This is a genomic window from Bacillus sp. CGMCC 1.16541 (genome assembly GCF_003184905.1).
Lineage (GTDB): Bacteria > Bacillota > Bacilli > Bacillales > Bacillaceae_H > Priestia.
The window spans coordinates 104,513-118,490 of record NZ_QFRU01000010.1; the positions used below are offsets into that span (position 1 = coordinate 104,513).

General features: G+C 39.5%; 12 protein-coding genes and 1 riboswitch. Of the genes, 8 read left to right on the forward strand and 4 right to left on the reverse strand.

Annotated elements, in window-relative coordinates; all coding sequences use genetic code 11:
* Positions 1 to 9 precede the first annotated feature (9 nt).
* Positions 10 to 1,329 (forward strand): aspartate aminotransferase family protein, encoded by a 1,320-nt coding sequence (locus tag DIS06_RS11750; RefSeq protein WP_110113469.1) that lies wholly within the window; start codon positions 10 to 12, stop codon positions 1,327 to 1,329.
* Positions 1,330 to 1,679: 350 nt separating this feature from the next.
* Here the strand turns inward: DIS06_RS11750 and DIS06_RS11755 are convergent, their stop codons facing one another.
* On the reverse strand, positions 1,680 to 2,138 hold the full coding sequence (locus DIS06_RS11755; protein WP_110113470.1) for a hypothetical protein: 459 nt from the start codon (positions 2,136 to 2,138) through the stop codon (positions 1,680 to 1,682).
* Between the two features lie 412 nt (positions 2,139 to 2,550).
* Positions 2,551 to 2,654, forward strand: a riboswitch (SAM riboswitch).
* 318 nt (positions 2,655 to 2,972) lie between these two features.
* Between DIS06_RS11755 and DIS06_RS11760 the strand changes: the two genes are divergently transcribed.
* The 7 genes from DIS06_RS11760 to DIS06_RS11790 all read left to right on the forward strand — a co-directional run bounded on the left by DIS06_RS11760 (position 2,973) and on the right by DIS06_RS11790 (position 10,896).
* Entirely contained in the window at positions 2,973 to 3,470 is a 498-nt protein-coding gene (locus tag DIS06_RS11760; RefSeq protein ID WP_110113471.1) for a DUF6843 domain-containing protein, read from the forward strand.
* A 414-nt stretch (positions 3,471 to 3,884) separates the two neighbouring features.
* The gene (treP, locus tag DIS06_RS11765; RefSeq protein WP_110113472.1) at positions 3,885 to 5,285 is read left to right on the forward strand and encodes a PTS system trehalose-specific EIIBC component; all 1,401 of its coding nucleotides are present in this window, start codon (positions 3,885 to 3,887) and stop codon (positions 5,283 to 5,285) included.
* Positions 5,286 to 5,394: 109 nt separating this feature from the next.
* Positions 5,395 to 7,071, forward strand: coding sequence for a glycoside hydrolase family 13 protein (locus DIS06_RS11770; protein ID WP_110113516.1), 1,677 nt, complete (start codon positions 5,395 to 5,397; stop codon positions 7,069 to 7,071).
* Between the two features lie 195 nt (positions 7,072 to 7,266).
* On the forward strand, positions 7,267 to 8,952 hold the full coding sequence (treC, locus tag DIS06_RS11775) for an alpha,alpha-phosphotrehalase (protein WP_110113473.1): 1,686 nt from the start codon (positions 7,267 to 7,269) through the stop codon (positions 8,950 to 8,952).
* A 64-nt stretch (positions 8,953 to 9,016) separates the two neighbouring features.
* The gene (gene treR / locus DIS06_RS11780) at positions 9,017 to 9,733 is read left to right on the forward strand and encodes a trehalose operon repressor (protein WP_110113474.1); all 717 of its coding nucleotides are present in this window, start codon (positions 9,017 to 9,019) and stop codon (positions 9,731 to 9,733) included.
* 166 nt (positions 9,734 to 9,899) lie between these two features.
* Positions 9,900 to 10,397 carry a hypothetical protein gene (locus DIS06_RS11785; protein WP_110113475.1) on the forward strand — a complete coding sequence of 166 codons (498 nt, stop codon included), beginning with the start codon at positions 9,900 to 9,902 and terminating at the stop codon, positions 10,395 to 10,397.
* A gap of 76 nt (positions 10,398 to 10,473) precedes the next feature.
* Positions 10,474 to 10,896: a hypothetical protein gene (locus DIS06_RS11790; RefSeq protein ID WP_110113476.1), complete on the forward strand. Its 423-nt coding sequence runs from the start codon at positions 10,474 to 10,476 to the stop codon at positions 10,894 to 10,896.
* Between the two features lie 63 nt (positions 10,897 to 10,959).
* On the opposite strand, the gene DIS06_RS11795 is transcribed toward DIS06_RS11790, so the two are convergent.
* The 3 genes from DIS06_RS11795 to DIS06_RS11805 are packed head-to-tail and all read right to left on the reverse strand — an operon-like array spanning position 10,960 to position 13,976.
* Positions 10,960 to 11,733: an energy-coupling factor transporter transmembrane component T family protein gene (locus DIS06_RS11795; RefSeq protein ID WP_204166790.1), complete on the reverse strand. Its 774-nt coding sequence runs from the start codon at positions 11,731 to 11,733 to the stop codon at positions 10,960 to 10,962.
* The gene (locus DIS06_RS11800; RefSeq protein WP_110113478.1) at positions 11,714 to 13,399 is read right to left on the reverse strand and encodes an ABC transporter ATP-binding protein; all 1,686 of its coding nucleotides are present in this window, start codon (positions 13,397 to 13,399) and stop codon (positions 11,714 to 11,716) included. The genes DIS06_RS11795 and DIS06_RS11800 overlap by 20 nt, the downstream gene beginning before the upstream one ends.
* A complete protein-coding gene (locus tag DIS06_RS11805) occupies positions 13,383 to 13,976 on the reverse strand; it encodes an ECF transporter S component (protein WP_110113479.1) in 594 nt (197 codons plus the stop codon). The genes DIS06_RS11800 and DIS06_RS11805 overlap by 17 nt, the downstream gene beginning before the upstream one ends.
* Positions 13,977 to 13,978: the final 2 nt, after the last annotated feature.

Consider the following 13,978-nt stretch of genomic DNA (forward strand, 5'->3'; position numbering starts at 1 on the left):
AAGTAGACTATGTCAAACGATTGGAGTCATTTATTTAATAGAATGCCAGAGTTACTAGCACCGAGTATGGCAAAAGATCATCCAAACCTACCAGTTGTAAAAGAAGAAGGGTGTTACTACTATGGGGTAGATGGAAAGAAATACTTAGATTTTACATCAGGGATTGCGACAACCAACGTTGGACATCGTCATCCGAAAGTGGTCCAAGCGGTGAAAGATGGAGTTGATCAACTGATGCATGGACCGTCGGGTGTCATTATGTACGAATCGATTTTACGATTAGCGGATGAGCTTGGAAAAGTGTTACCGGGTGATTTAGATTGTTTCTTCTTTGCGAATAGTGGAACGGAAGCCATTGAAGGAGCAATGAAGTTAGCGAAGCATGTAACAAAGCGTCCGTATGTTGTATCGTTCATTGGGTGTTTTCATGGTCGTTCTATGGGGTCATTAAGTGTTTCAACGTCAAAAAGTAAATATCGTAAGTATCAACAGCCTTCAGGGTTAACGTATCAATTGCCATATGCAAATGTGAAAGAGTGTCCAGAAGGGATAGATCCAGAAAGCTATTTCCCTGAAAAGCTTGAGAAAGATTTTGAAACGATATTTAACCACCAAGTCACACCGGAAGAAGTAGCTGCAGTCATCATTGAGCCTGTATTAGGAGAAGGCGGATACGTCATTCCGCCGAAAGCTTGGATGAAAAAGCTTCGTGAAATTTGTGACCGTCACGGCATTTTACTGATCTTTGATGAAGTTCAAACAGGATTCGGTCGTACGGGTGAATGGTTTGCAGCTCAAACATTTGATGTGACACCTGATATTATGGCTATCGCAAAAGGAATTGCTTCAGGAATGCCATTAAGTGCAACAGTTGCTTCACAAGAATTGATGAAACAATGGCCACTAGGAAGCCACGGAACAACATTTGGCGGAAATCCGATTGGCTGTTCGGCAGCACTTGCGACACTTGAAGTGATTAAAGAAGAGAATCTTCTCGAACATACAAAAGAAGTGGGCGCGTATGCGGTTGAGAAGCTGCAATTACTGAAAGAAAAGCATGATGTGATTGGCGATATTCGTGCAGTTGGATTAATGATTGGAATTGAGATTATTGATCCTGTCACGAAAAAACCAAATGGTGATGGACTATTTAAAATTTTAGACATCGCGTTAGAAAAAGGGGTACTGTTCTACTTCTGCGGAAATTCAAGTGAAGTGATTCGTATGGTACCACCTTTAACAGTGACGAAAGAACAGATCGATGATGGATTACAGATGTTAGATGAATCGATTGAAGAGTATGTTGCACAATTAACAATAAACGTGTAAGGTGTCAAACAAAGAAGAAGGTGGGACATAACGAAATGATTCCTTCTCAAAAACGAACAAGAACGTTTCTGTCATCGTTATGTTACAACAACAAGTTCGTTCCATTTCGCTCCAGCCACTCGCTTTTTGCGGGGAGGAACCTGAGCCTCCTCGTTCCTGCGGGGTCTCAGCCTTTCCTCTATTTCCCGCAGGATTCGAGTGTCCTACGCTCCATTCCACTATTCTTTTAAACTGGTTTTTTAATCAAAAAACATCCGAACTATAAATAGAATATAACTATAAATAGTTCGGATATCTTATCGACTGAAACACTTATGTCCCAGCCTCTTCTTTTTCGTTTTTGCTAAAGATTAAACGACGTGTTTACTATCCTGTTTTCTCATTCGATTAAAGTAAAGGAAAATGGGGAATGGAATAATGATAAACCCAAAGCTTTTAATGATCGTGTTTATTCCTTGCTGCTTTGTACGTTCGGTTTCTCTGTCAATCATTCGCTCATAGTCTTGGCGAATGATTTCTTCATTTAGGTCGATTTTACGATCTTGTGCTTCTGCCATCCGACTAAACTTGTAGTCTTCATATCGCTCATAGTACGTTGTTGGACTGACGTAATCAGATGCACCCATGAAGATGCCAATTCCTCCTCCAATGGTCATCATAAGTGTGAAAAACAAAACGAGGTAAACGTATAATTGCTTAAACATATCTTCTTTCTCTCCTTCTTTTTTGTTTTTGGCTACTGCGAATGTAAGAAATGCAATTAAAAGAATTGGTAAACCTAATGAGAAAAGTAAACTAATCAAAACCATTGTCAGAGCTCCTCACCATTTATGTTGTCTTTTTGTTATTTTTTACCTTATTATAACTGAATAGTTGTGATTTGTCTGTGGGAAAGAAGAAAGGTTGTTTTTATCAAGCAGCCTATAGATAAGACAATCTTACAAAAAGTGAGAAAAAATAGAGGGAATTTTGTACTAGTTGTGGAATGGTTTTCATATATTGTGAATGTGAATGAATGAACGTACGCAAATCAGCAAGGTAACAGAGATTAGAGAGGGTTGAACATCGATTTTGTGGAAAAAGCATGTGAATCATTAAGTGAAAAATGAAAGCGAATTCTTATCTTTTAGATAAAAAAATATTTTCTGAAAGCTGTTGACAGCTTGTGCAATCGATTGTATGATTGTAAACATAACTTAATCAAAACATTTTTCGACAAAATTCTTATCAAGAGAGGTAGAGGGATTTGGCCCTATGACACCTCGGCAACGGACTTTTTAAAGCACCGTGCCAACTCCAGCAAGCAGTTGCTTGACAGATAAGAAGACGGAAGGCTTACTTAATTACGTGATCCCAACCTCTTCTTGCAGTCAACTCGGCAACTGTAAGGGGAGGTTTTATATTTTTCTTTAAAACCGAGTAAATTGATAAGTCTAATAAAACTTAATATAGATAGAAGGAAGTCATTCTGTCTACATGAAAATGTAGGAACAGGATGACTTTTTTAGAATGAACATTATTGGTTCGGTGTGACAAATCCAACCCTTGATTATATGATGAGAACGTTTAAAGAGGAAAAAGAAGTAGTGCAAAGTACAAGTGTTAAAAATGTGGTAGAATAAGGATAAAAAGGCGGAGAGCGATTGAAACGATTTTTGGTTACTCTAGTGCTGAGTGTGAGCTTAATTGGTTGTGCAATGTCAGAGGAAACAGATGATATGTACTTAATTCCTGAAGGATACGAAGGAGATGTGTATATTTTTTATAATGTAAAAGGTGCACATCCTCTCAAACAGGAAGACGAGTACGACGTGTATGACGTGAATGATGAAGGTTATTTTGTCACATCGACTGCTGATATGGATTACGGCACGGTTACTGATCGTTACTATTATATAGATAAAAGTGGGAAGCGAACGAAGATTGATGAAAGTTGTGTTCGAGGGATGGGAACCGGGGAGTTTCAAAATGATCCTAATAGTAAAGAAGTGATTCGAATTCGTTACACCGGTGTTGAAGTGACACGCACTCAATGCGGAACTAAATTTGTACAGTCAGCTAATGGAATCGATCATGATCAGATGGAGTTGGTACTTGAAAACGTAGTAGAGAAGTACTATGGACAAAAACTACAAAGATAATAAAATAAAAATCATTCAAAATGAGCAATTCATACGCATTGCCCTTGTCACACCTGTTTAAAATCAATGAGGAAACAGATGAGAGGTGTTGTGTTGAATGGCTTTTTTTGTTTAGTGTTTGAATAGTACATATTAGTAAAAACGGAAGGTTCGACCATTTTGAAGTGAAAATCAATCATGGTCACGATTAACAAAAAAATTGTCGATTTTTGTTGACGTACTTGTATATACAGGTTAGAATGAAATCGTAATCATCTTCCTGTATATACAAGTTTGAGAATTAAAATGAAAGCGGTATATAGGGAAGAGAGATTATATGGATATCCAACATTAAATTAGTGAAAAATAGCAAATAGCATAACGACATTATTTTATATTTTGTCAAACATGAAAACGGTAACAGGAGGGAATGGGATGAGTATTAATCGAGAATCAGTTGAACAAATTGTTCAAGCGGTTGGCGGGAAAGACAACATTTCAGCAGCGACACATTGCGTCACGCGTTTACGCTTAGTCTTAAAAGACGAAAGCAAAGTTGATCAAGACGCATTAAATAATCATGATTTAGTAAAAGGTTCATTCTCAACAAGTGGTCAATTCCAAGTAGTTATTGGACAAGGGACTGTTGATAAAGTGTATAAAGAGATGGTGGCGATTACAGGAATCGGTGAAGTCTCAAAAGAAGAAGTGAAAAATGAAGCGGCTAAAAATATGAATCCACTTCAGCGTGCGATTAAGACGCTAGCGGATATTTTTATCCCAATTTTACCAGCCATCGTAACAGCTGGTTTACTTATGGGGATTAACAACGTTTTAACTGGACCTGGTATCTTTTATGATGACAAATCGATTGTAGATGTTCATACACAGTGGGCTGATTTTGCGAACATGATTAACTTAATTGCGAATACAGCGTTCGTGTTTTTGCCAGGCTTGATTGGGTGGTCTGCGGTTAATCGATTCGGCGGAAGTCCGTTACTCGGAATTGTACTAGGATTAATGCTTGTACATCCAGACTTATTAAATGCATGGGGATACGGAGCGGCTGAAGAAGTACCCACTTGGAACTTGTTCGGCTTTGAAGTAGAGAAAGTCGGTTATCAAGGACAAGTCTTACCCGTATTATTTGCTTCTCTTTTACTAGCGAAAATTGAAGTGTTCTTACGAAAACGTATTCCAGATGGTTTTCAACTACTCGTTGTTGCACCAGTGGCATTGTTAGTAACAGGTTTTCTATCGTTTATCGCGATTGGACCCATTACGTTTGCATTAGGTAATGTCATTACAGATGGGGTTGTTGGTGTTTTTGAAGCAGTACCAGCACTTGGTGGTTTAATTTATGGTGGATTATACGCACCGCTTGTTATTACGGGTATGCACCATACGTTTTTAGCGGTTGATTTACAATTAATAGGCAGCACAGGTGGAACGTTCTTATGGCCGATGGTGGCTTTATCAAACATTGCCCAAGGCTCTGCTGCATTTGCGATGATGGTATTAGCGAAAAATGATGAGAAGTTAAAAGGATTATCATTAACATCAGGAGTTTCAGCGTGGTTAGGGATTACAGAGCCAGCGATGTTCGGGGTAAACTTACGCTTTAGATATGCGTTCATTTCAGCCATTATCGGTTCAGCGATTGCCGGATTAGTTATTTCAATGGCAGGTGTAAAAGCACCGTCAATTGGAATCGGTGGAATTCCAGCGCCGTTATCGATTTTCCCGCAAAACTGGGGAGCGTTCTTCATTGGAATGGGAATCGTTATTGTTGTACCGTTTGTGTTAACGTTAATTTTAGGGAAAATGAAGAAGTAAGGTCTTAAAGTAGATAAAGGGGGACGAGACCAACAGCATAAGGAGAATATCCATGCTTGTTGGCTTCGTCTTTTTCTGTTTTAAAGCGAACAACAAAGGAGCTGACAACATGTCACAAGCTTGGTGGAAGCAAAGTGTCATTTATCAAATTTATCCGCGTAGTTTTATGGACTCAAATGGAGATGGAATTGGCGATTTACAAGGGATTATTTCAAAACTAGATTACTTAAAAAATTTAGGAATCGATGTAATCTGGTTATCTCCTGTTTATAAGTCTCCAAATGATGATAATGGGTATGATATTAGTGATTACCAAGATATTATGGATGAGTTTGGAACGTTAGCCGATTGGGAGCAATTACTACACGAGGTACATAACCGCGGAATGAAGCTTATTATGGACCTTGTGGTGAATCATAGTTCGGATGAGCACGCGTGGTTTGTGGAATCACGTCAGTCAAAAGGCAATCCGTACCGTGATTATTATATATGGCGGGAAGGCAAAGATGGAAAAGAACCAAACAACTGGGCATCTAACTTTGGTGGGTCTGCTTGGGAGTATGATGAGCAAACTGGCGAATACTTTTTACATCTTTTCTCGAAAAAGCAGCCTGACTTAAATTGGGAAAACGAAAGACTTCGTCAAGAAGTGTACGACATGATGACATGGTGGCTTGAAAAAGGTATTGATGGATTTCGAATGGATGTGATTAATTTTATTTCTAAAGTAGATGGACTTCCTGATGATGAGCCCAAGCCTGGACAGAAATATGCATCAGGTAGTAAATATTATCGCAATGGTCCACGCATTCATGAATACTTTCAAGAAATGAATGAAAAAGTGTTGAGGAAGTATGATGTGATGACAGTAGGTGAAATGCCAGGTGTAAAGCCAGAACATGCGGAACTTTATACCGACCCAAGTCGAAACGAATTGAACATGGTATTTCAATTTGAACATATGGGCTTAGACAATGGACCGAACGGAAAGTGGGATTTAAAGCCGTTAGATTTAGCTGATTTAAAATGGAGCTTGTCTCGTTGGCAGTATGCGCTTGAACATAAAGGGTGGAACAGCTTGTATTTTAATAATCATGATCAGCCTCGGGTCGTATCACGGTTTGGTAATGACCGAGAATATCGCGAAAAGTCAGCGAAAATGCTTGGTACTTTGCTTCATATGATGAAAGGCACACCTTATGTATATCAAGGGGAAGAGCTTGGGATGACTAACGTAAAGTTTGACAGCATTGAGGAGTACCGTGATATTGAGACGTTAAACATGTATAAAGAGTACCAAGAAAAAGGTGTATCTGAAGAAAGCATCATGGAAAGCATTTATGCAAAAGGCCGTGACAATGCGCGAACACCAATGCAGTGGGATGATAGTGAATATGCTGGTTTTACAACGGGTACACCGTGGATTGCGGTGAACCCAAATTATAAACAAATCAATGCGAAACAAGTGATAGAAGATCCAAAGTCGGTGTATCATTATTACCGCAAATTGATCGAGCTTCGCAAACAATACGACGTGATTGTTCACGGAAGATACAAATTAATCGAAGATACTCATCCGTCCGTTTACGCGTACACCCGTCAATTACATGAGCAAACACTCGTCGTTATTTGTAACTTTTATGAAGAAGAATGTGAATTTACGTTGCCAGAAAACATTCATTATGACCGTTTGGAATTGCTGTTGAGTAATGAGGACAATGTTAGAGGTGACATTCAATCGTTCACATTAAATCCTTATGAAGCAAGAATTTACTTATTAAAATAATGAATTGACAAAGGAGAATTAATACGTAATCAAGGTTGATCTTGTGCATACAACGCTACTCGAAATTGATTGAAATAGAAGGTGTGAAACTGTAGCGAGAGCAACCTAAAGTGGAAATTTAACTTCTATCAATACGTATGAACTTTTAGCAATGTTTAGTAAAACAGCTTAAAATAAAAAATGGTGGTGCTTAAAATGAAACAACCTTGGTGGAAGAAATCAGTTGTGTATCAAATTTATCCGAAAAGCTTTTATGACACAAACGGGAATGGTGTCGGAGATTTACAAGGTATTATTTCAAAGCTTGATTATTTAAAAGAGCTAGGTGTAGATGTTGTATGGTTAACACCTATTTACAAATCACCTCAACGTGATAATGGGTATGATATTAGCGATTACTTTAACATTCACGAAGAATACGGGACGATGGAAGACTTTGATCGTTTGTTAGAGGAAGCACATAAACGCGACATTAAAGTCATTATGGACATCGTTGTGAACCATACGTCAACTGAGCATGAATGGTTCAAAAAATCAGCACAATCAAAAGACAGCGACTATCGTGATTTTTACATTTGGAAAGACGGAAAAGAAGATGGAAGTGAGCCAACAAACTGGGAGTCAAAGTTTGGTGGAAACGCGTGGAAATACGATGAACAAACAGGTCAATACTACTTGCATTTATTTGACGTGACACAAGCAGATTTAAACTGGGAAAATGAAGAAGTGCGTAAAAGTGTGTATGACATGATGCATTTCTGGTTTAAAAAAGGTGTGGATGGTTTCCGCTTAGATGTCATCAACTTAATCTCGAAAGATCAACGTTTCTTAGATGATGATGGTTCGGTTGCACCTGGAGATGGTCGTAAATTTTACACAGATGGTCCACGTGTTCATGAATTTATGCATGAAATGAACCAAGAAGTATTTTCGAAGTATGATGTGATGACGGTTGGAGAAATGTCATCAACAACGCTTGATCATTGTGTGAAATATACACACCCAGAACGCAATGAATTAAGCATGACGTTTAACTTCCATCATTTAAAAGTGGATTATCCAAACGGTGAAAAGTGGGCATTAGCTGATTTTGATTTCATTAAATTAAAAGACATTTTATCAACGTGGCAAGTAGGTATGAACAAAGGTGGCGGCTGGAATGCCTTGTTCTGGTGTAACCATGACCAACCGCGCGTCGTTTCTCGTTACGGAGATGATGGTACGTATCACAATGAATCAGCGAAAATGCTTGCGACAACGGTTCACATGATGCAAGGAACGCCTTATATTTATCAAGGAGAAGAAATCGGAATGACGAATCCGAAGTTTGACTCAATTGATGAATACCGCGATGTTGAATCGTTAAACATTTACGACATTAAGCGTAAAGAAGGTATGAGTGATCGTGACATCATTGAGATTTTAAAAAGTAAATCGCGTGATAACTCCCGTACGCCTGTTCAGTGGGACGATAGCGACAACGCTGGGTTTACAAAAGGAACACCGTGGATTTATCCAGCAGCGAACTACAAACAAATTAACGTGGAGAACGCACTCAACGATCAAAACTCAGTGTTTTATCATTATCAACAATTAATTAAGCTTCGTAAAGAATACGACATTATTACAGATGGTGATTATGAGTTACTTTTAGCGGATGATGAAGAAATCTTTGCGTATGTTCGTAACGGTGTTGGCGAGAAGTTACTTGTGGTGAACAACTTCTACGGAAAAGAAACAACATTCGAGTTGCCAGCAAACGTAGAAATTGAAGGCTACAACAGTAACATCTTACTTTCTAACTATGACGATTCGCCGGCAGATGTAAAGAAAATCACATTAAGACCGTATGAGTCGATAGTGTATCATTTAACGAAATAAGATAGGAAGAAGCGGTGGTTGTGCAAGCCATCGCTCTTTTTGTACAATAAAGAAGGTGATAAACGTGAGAGAAAATAAATTTATGACGATCTATGAAGACATTGTCGCAAATATTCAAAGCGGTCAGCTTCGTCCGAACACAAAACTACCTTCTGAAAATGAGCTTGTGGAGCACTATGAAACGTCTCGTGAAACCATTCGAAAAGCATTAAACCTGCTGTCACAAAATGGATACATCCAGAAAATGAAAGGAAAAGGTTCGTTTGTGCTTGATGTGTCGAGGTTTGATTTTCCGATTTCAGGGCTTGTGAGCTTTAAAGAAGTAGCGGAAAAACTTGGCCACGAATCAAAGACAGTGGTGGAAGAATTTGAGCTTGTGAAACCGGATGAAGAGTTACGCGCACAACTTCATGTGACGAGTAAAGATACGGTGTGGAAAGTCGTGCGAGCTCGTGAGATTGATGGGGAGCGCATTATTTTAGATAAAGATTTCTTTCATAAGAAGTTCGTGCCTCATCTAACGGAAGACATTTGTCGAGGTTCTATTTACGAGTATTTAGAAAAAGAAGTAGGCTTAAAAATTAGTTTTGCGAAAAAAGAAATTTCGGTGGATGAACTAACAGAAGATGACAGGCGCTATTTAGATTTAAAAGAATATGAACACATTGTCGTCGTGCGAAACTATGTCTATTTAGACGATGCAAGTTTGTTTCAATATACGGAATCGCGTCACCGTTTAGATAAATTTCGGTTTGTCGACTTTGCGCGTCGTGGTGTGTAAAAAATCTAGGTGCTTATACAGAGTGCCTAGATTTTTTACGTTTAGAAGGAGAGAGAGAATGGTATAAAAAAGTAACAAGAGTTTTGTGGAAAAATGAAACTTTTCACGACTTGGTTCGTCTTACTAAGTAGAAGAAAAAACGAAGGGAATGGGAGACATGATCAGAATGAAGGTTGCAGTTGCACTTGGTTTATCCGTTATGATGTTAACGGCTTGTACACAAAAAGAAGAAGTGAAAGAAGTCAGTGCGGCTGCACCTCAAGCTGCTCAGTTATTAGAGAAGGATGACAAAGTGGACCAGTTTTATGACTATCAAAAAGAAAAAAGCGACGAGCAATTAGAAGAGCTTGCGCCGTATGATGTGTTTTTACTTTACTGGGCTGCGGTGAAAGAAGATGATTATGAAACGATGTACGCTCTTTTCGCTAAGGGAGAAGATGCAGGAACACCGTCTTATGAAGTCTTTAAAAAAGAGTACATGGAATACAAACAAAACACGATGAACATTTTAGATGAAATTGAAAACAGAGGCATTTATTCATTTGAAGAAGTGATGGTATCCGATGATCGTGCATACATCTCGCTCGACGAAGAAATTGGTCTTGGATTCGGCTTAACCAAACAAGACGGCGTGTGGAAAGTGAATTGGATGCCGGTGCAATAGGTAAGCAATCGCAGGTGCAGAAAAGCCTGCGATTTTTTGTATGAATTTGGTATAGTGGAGGTGAAGGTGGGATGGTATGAAGCGTATTATGATAGGGGTCTTTTTCCTTGTTGGATTGATAGGTTGTCAGTCGCAGCTTACGTATTCAGAAGTGGAAATGACAAAAGCAAATGCATCTGTTCAAGAGTTTATGGAGTTTGTAAAACATGAAAATGGTCCTTATTTATACTTAGATGGAAAAAAGACGATGTATTTGTTTTTGAACGGTGGAAATGTTGTGCAAGGGGAAAAAGCGATTCATTTTACTGATGTAAAAGTAAAGGCAGAAAACGATACATTAAACCTTTTCGTTACAGAAGATGAAACAGATGACTATTCAAATGATTCGTTGACCCATCAAGCACTCTATAAAATTCATGACAATCACATATATGAGACGATTCACCTTTTTGTCAATGGAACAGAAACACCCTTTACAATGATTAATGGAAACGAGTAAGTGTTAAAAAACAAAACGGATGCTCAAAGTGATCGAAACGCTGAGTATCCGTTTTGACGTTCATTATAAAAAAATCAATGTCCCCATTTGAAGTGACAGGAAGGCACTCAATGCGATGCCTACTAACATCACTCCGACAAATAACCAGTCTGTTGAGGAAATGGTTAGATTCCGATAAAACGTTCGATTTTTGTCACCTGTGAATCCTTTTGACTCCATTGCAAGCGCGGTTCGCTCAGCTTTTCGAATGGCGCTTGCAAGAAGAGGGATGACATAACGCTTTAGTTGCTGTGCTTTTCCTCGAAGAGATCGTACGCGCCCGACTCCGCGAATGCGCTGTGCATTTTGAATCGTTTGCAATTCATCTTTCATAAGCGGTAAAAAGCGATAGCCTGCTAAAATGCCGTATGCGAGTTTCGGTGGCATTTTACATTGTTGCATTAAACTGAGCATGAATTGTGTTTTGCATGTTGTGAAAATAAATAATAACGACAAAGCCGCAAAGCTTAACACACGAAGCGCTAGCCCGAGCCCTTTGTGTAGCCCTTCATACGTAAACGATAAAAATCCCCATTCAAAAAAGACCGTGCTATGTTTTACATCACTCATATTCGGAAATAAAAGCGTTGTCCATACATAACCGAGCGCAACGAGTAAAAAAGGACTGAAAAACAGCAGCCACTTTTTAAGCGATAGGTTTGCAAATAAAAATGTAACAGCGACTGTCCAAATGAAAAAGAAAAGGGGAGTTATTGGATCAAAAAAGAGTGAAATCAACAAGACACATAAAACAACGGTTCCGGCTTTTATGCTTGGATTAATAGACTCTAACTGCATGATCATTCTCCTTTAATCGCTGCTTCAATGTTTCATAAAAAGGTAATTGTAGATGAGCGCGATGCAATAAGTCGTGTTGTTGCCACAATTCGTTCGGTGTTCCTGTAAAAGCAACCGTTCCTTCATGTAAGACGATGACGCGATGAGCGTACTGATTCACAAGGTTCATATCATGAGTAATCATAAAAATGGAAGACCGGTTTTGTACACGCTCTGTGAATAACTGCATTAACGCGTGTGAAGTATTAGCGTCTTGGCCAAACGTTGGTTCATCTAAAATCAGCAGCTTCTGTTCATCAATGATCATCGTGGCTACACTTAATCTACGCTTTTGTCCTTGACTAAGAGCAAATGGATGTTGATGCTGAGCATGCAGTAACCCCACTTGTTGCAACGTTGTGGTGACTGAATGTTGAATGGTTACTTCACTCAATCCTTGCATGCGCAATCCAAATGCCACTTCGTCGTACACAGAGTCAGTGATAAATTGATGTTCTGGATTTTGAAACACGTATCCAATTTTTTTACGGAGCTCGAGTTCTGGCCACTTTTCGATTGGTCGTCCTTCGACGACTACGTCGCCAGAAGAAGGAGAGAGTAAGCCGCTTATCAGTTTAGAAAATGTTGTTTTCCCTGCTCCGTTTTCACCAACAAGTGCGACGATTTCACGTTCAAATAAGGTGACGTTTACGTTGTGTAGAATCGATGTTTTTTGTCGGTGGAAATGTAAATCATTCACGGTTAGCACTACATTTATCGATGCGTGTTTCATCGGTTCGATTGTAATAGCTTCAATGGCGTGTTCTGTTTGTACTATACCTTCACATAGTTCATCGAGTTGTAATGGCAGTGAAACTGGTGTATACAATCCTTGTGCTTGTAACAGCTTCGCTGCTTCACACGTTTTTGGTAGCCAAATGCCTTCCATTCGTAAAGCGTCTGCATACGTCGTAAAACAGATACGGGGATCTCCGTCGAAAAGCACCGTACCTTTGCTAGTCAGAACGAGGCAGCGGTTCACAAATGCCATCCAATCATCGAGTTTATGTTCAATAATGAACAGCGCAAATCCATGCTTTTTTTGCAATTGTTGAATAAGGGTTACGAGCTCAGTCGTTGCTTTTGGATCAAGGTTTGCTGTCGGTTCATCTAAAATGAGTAAGTCGGGCTGCATTGCAAGAATACACGCAAGTGCGAGCTTTTGCTTTTGTCCACCTGATAATGTTTGAATCGCTGCGTATTTATAGTCCGTTAAGTGAACGAATTGAAGAACCTCATCAATTTTTGCTTCGATTTCACGAGGTGGAGTATGAATGTTTTCAAGACCGAATGCAATTTCGTCTTCAACCGTTAGCATACAAAACTGACTGTCAGGATCTTGAAACATCGCTCCGACCATTTGACTGACTTCTCCTGCTTTGTACTGTGTCACAAGCTTTCCGTGAATGGAAACTGTTCCCGACAGCTGCCCATCGACAGCTGCCGGGTATAACCCGTTTATACAAAAGGTGAGTGTGCTTTTTCCAGCTCCACTCGGACCAAGCAATAACGCAACGTCTTCGCGTGAAATGGAAAACGTCGTGTTTTGTAAAACAGGTGCTTCTTCATCTTCATAATGAAACGTGATGTGATCGACAGACGCGAGTTCGTTAGGAAGCGATGTCATGTTTCTTTCTCCGTTTCACTTCTTTTCCTAACGGGAAGCTGTTTAATGCACCTGTTTGCGCGAGTCCGTCGCTGAGCCATTTTCCAAGCAGTCCAGCTAAAAGAGCTCCGCTAAGTAAGCGAACAATAAACATCGTGGTCACATACTCAGGAGCAAGAGCACTGTAACCAGAGACAAAATATCCCCAAATGAAACTTGTGACAGACGAGCCCATACCAGCTGCCACTAATACCCATGTGTTGTAGGAGCGATAACGTGTAGCAGCGAACACAGCTTCAGCCCCCAACCCTTGAATCATCCCTGATAAAATCAGACGAGGACCTACGGCGTTTCCGATGAGTACTTCAATGGTTGCGGCAATGGTTTCAGATAAAAAGGCAGCGCCTGGCTTGCGGATAATGTACGCTGCAATGATAGAAACAATAAACCAAATCCCAAAAATAAATTCATAGCCTAGTAGCCCGAATAAGCCAAACAAGACGTTTCCGAATTGAAGAAACAATAGATAGACAACGGCAAAGACGACAGACAGGGCAGATAACACAACAATTTCTCGAAACTTCCACTTTTCTAACATTC

Bases quoted from the DNA above. Each gene is read 5' to 3' on its own strand.
- DIS06_RS11770 (WP_110113516.1), top strand. From the start codon at position 5,395: ATGTCACAAGCTTGGTGGAAGCAAAGTGTCATTTATCAAATTTATCCG.
- DIS06_RS11755 (WP_110113470.1), bottom strand. From the start codon at position 2,138: ATGGTTTTGATTAGTTTACTTTTCTCATTAGGTTTACCAATTCTTTTA.
- DIS06_RS11750 (WP_110113469.1), top strand. From the start codon at position 10: ATGTCAAACGATTGGAGTCATTTATTTAATAGAATGCCAGAGTTACTA.
- DIS06_RS11785 (WP_110113475.1), top strand. From the start codon at position 9,900: ATGAAGGTTGCAGTTGCACTTGGTTTATCCGTTATGATGTTAACGGCT.
- treC (WP_110113473.1), top strand. From the start codon at position 7,267: ATGAAACAACCTTGGTGGAAGAAATCAGTTGTGTATCAAATTTATCCG.
- DIS06_RS11790 (WP_110113476.1), top strand. From the start codon at position 10,474: ATGAAGCGTATTATGATAGGGGTCTTTTTCCTTGTTGGATTGATAGGT.
- DIS06_RS11805 (WP_110113479.1), bottom strand. From the start codon at position 13,976: ATGTTAGAAAAGTGGAAGTTTCGAGAAATTGTTGTGTTATCTGCCCTG.
- DIS06_RS11800 (WP_110113478.1), bottom strand. From the start codon at position 13,399: ATGACATCGCTTCCTAACGAACTCGCGTCTGTCGATCACATCACGTTT.
- DIS06_RS11795 (WP_204166790.1), bottom strand. From the start codon at position 11,733: ATGCAGTTAGAGTCTATTAATCCAAGCATAAAAGCCGGAACCGTTGTT.
- treP (WP_110113472.1), top strand. From the start codon at position 3,885: ATGAGTATTAATCGAGAATCAGTTGAACAAATTGTTCAAGCGGTTGGC.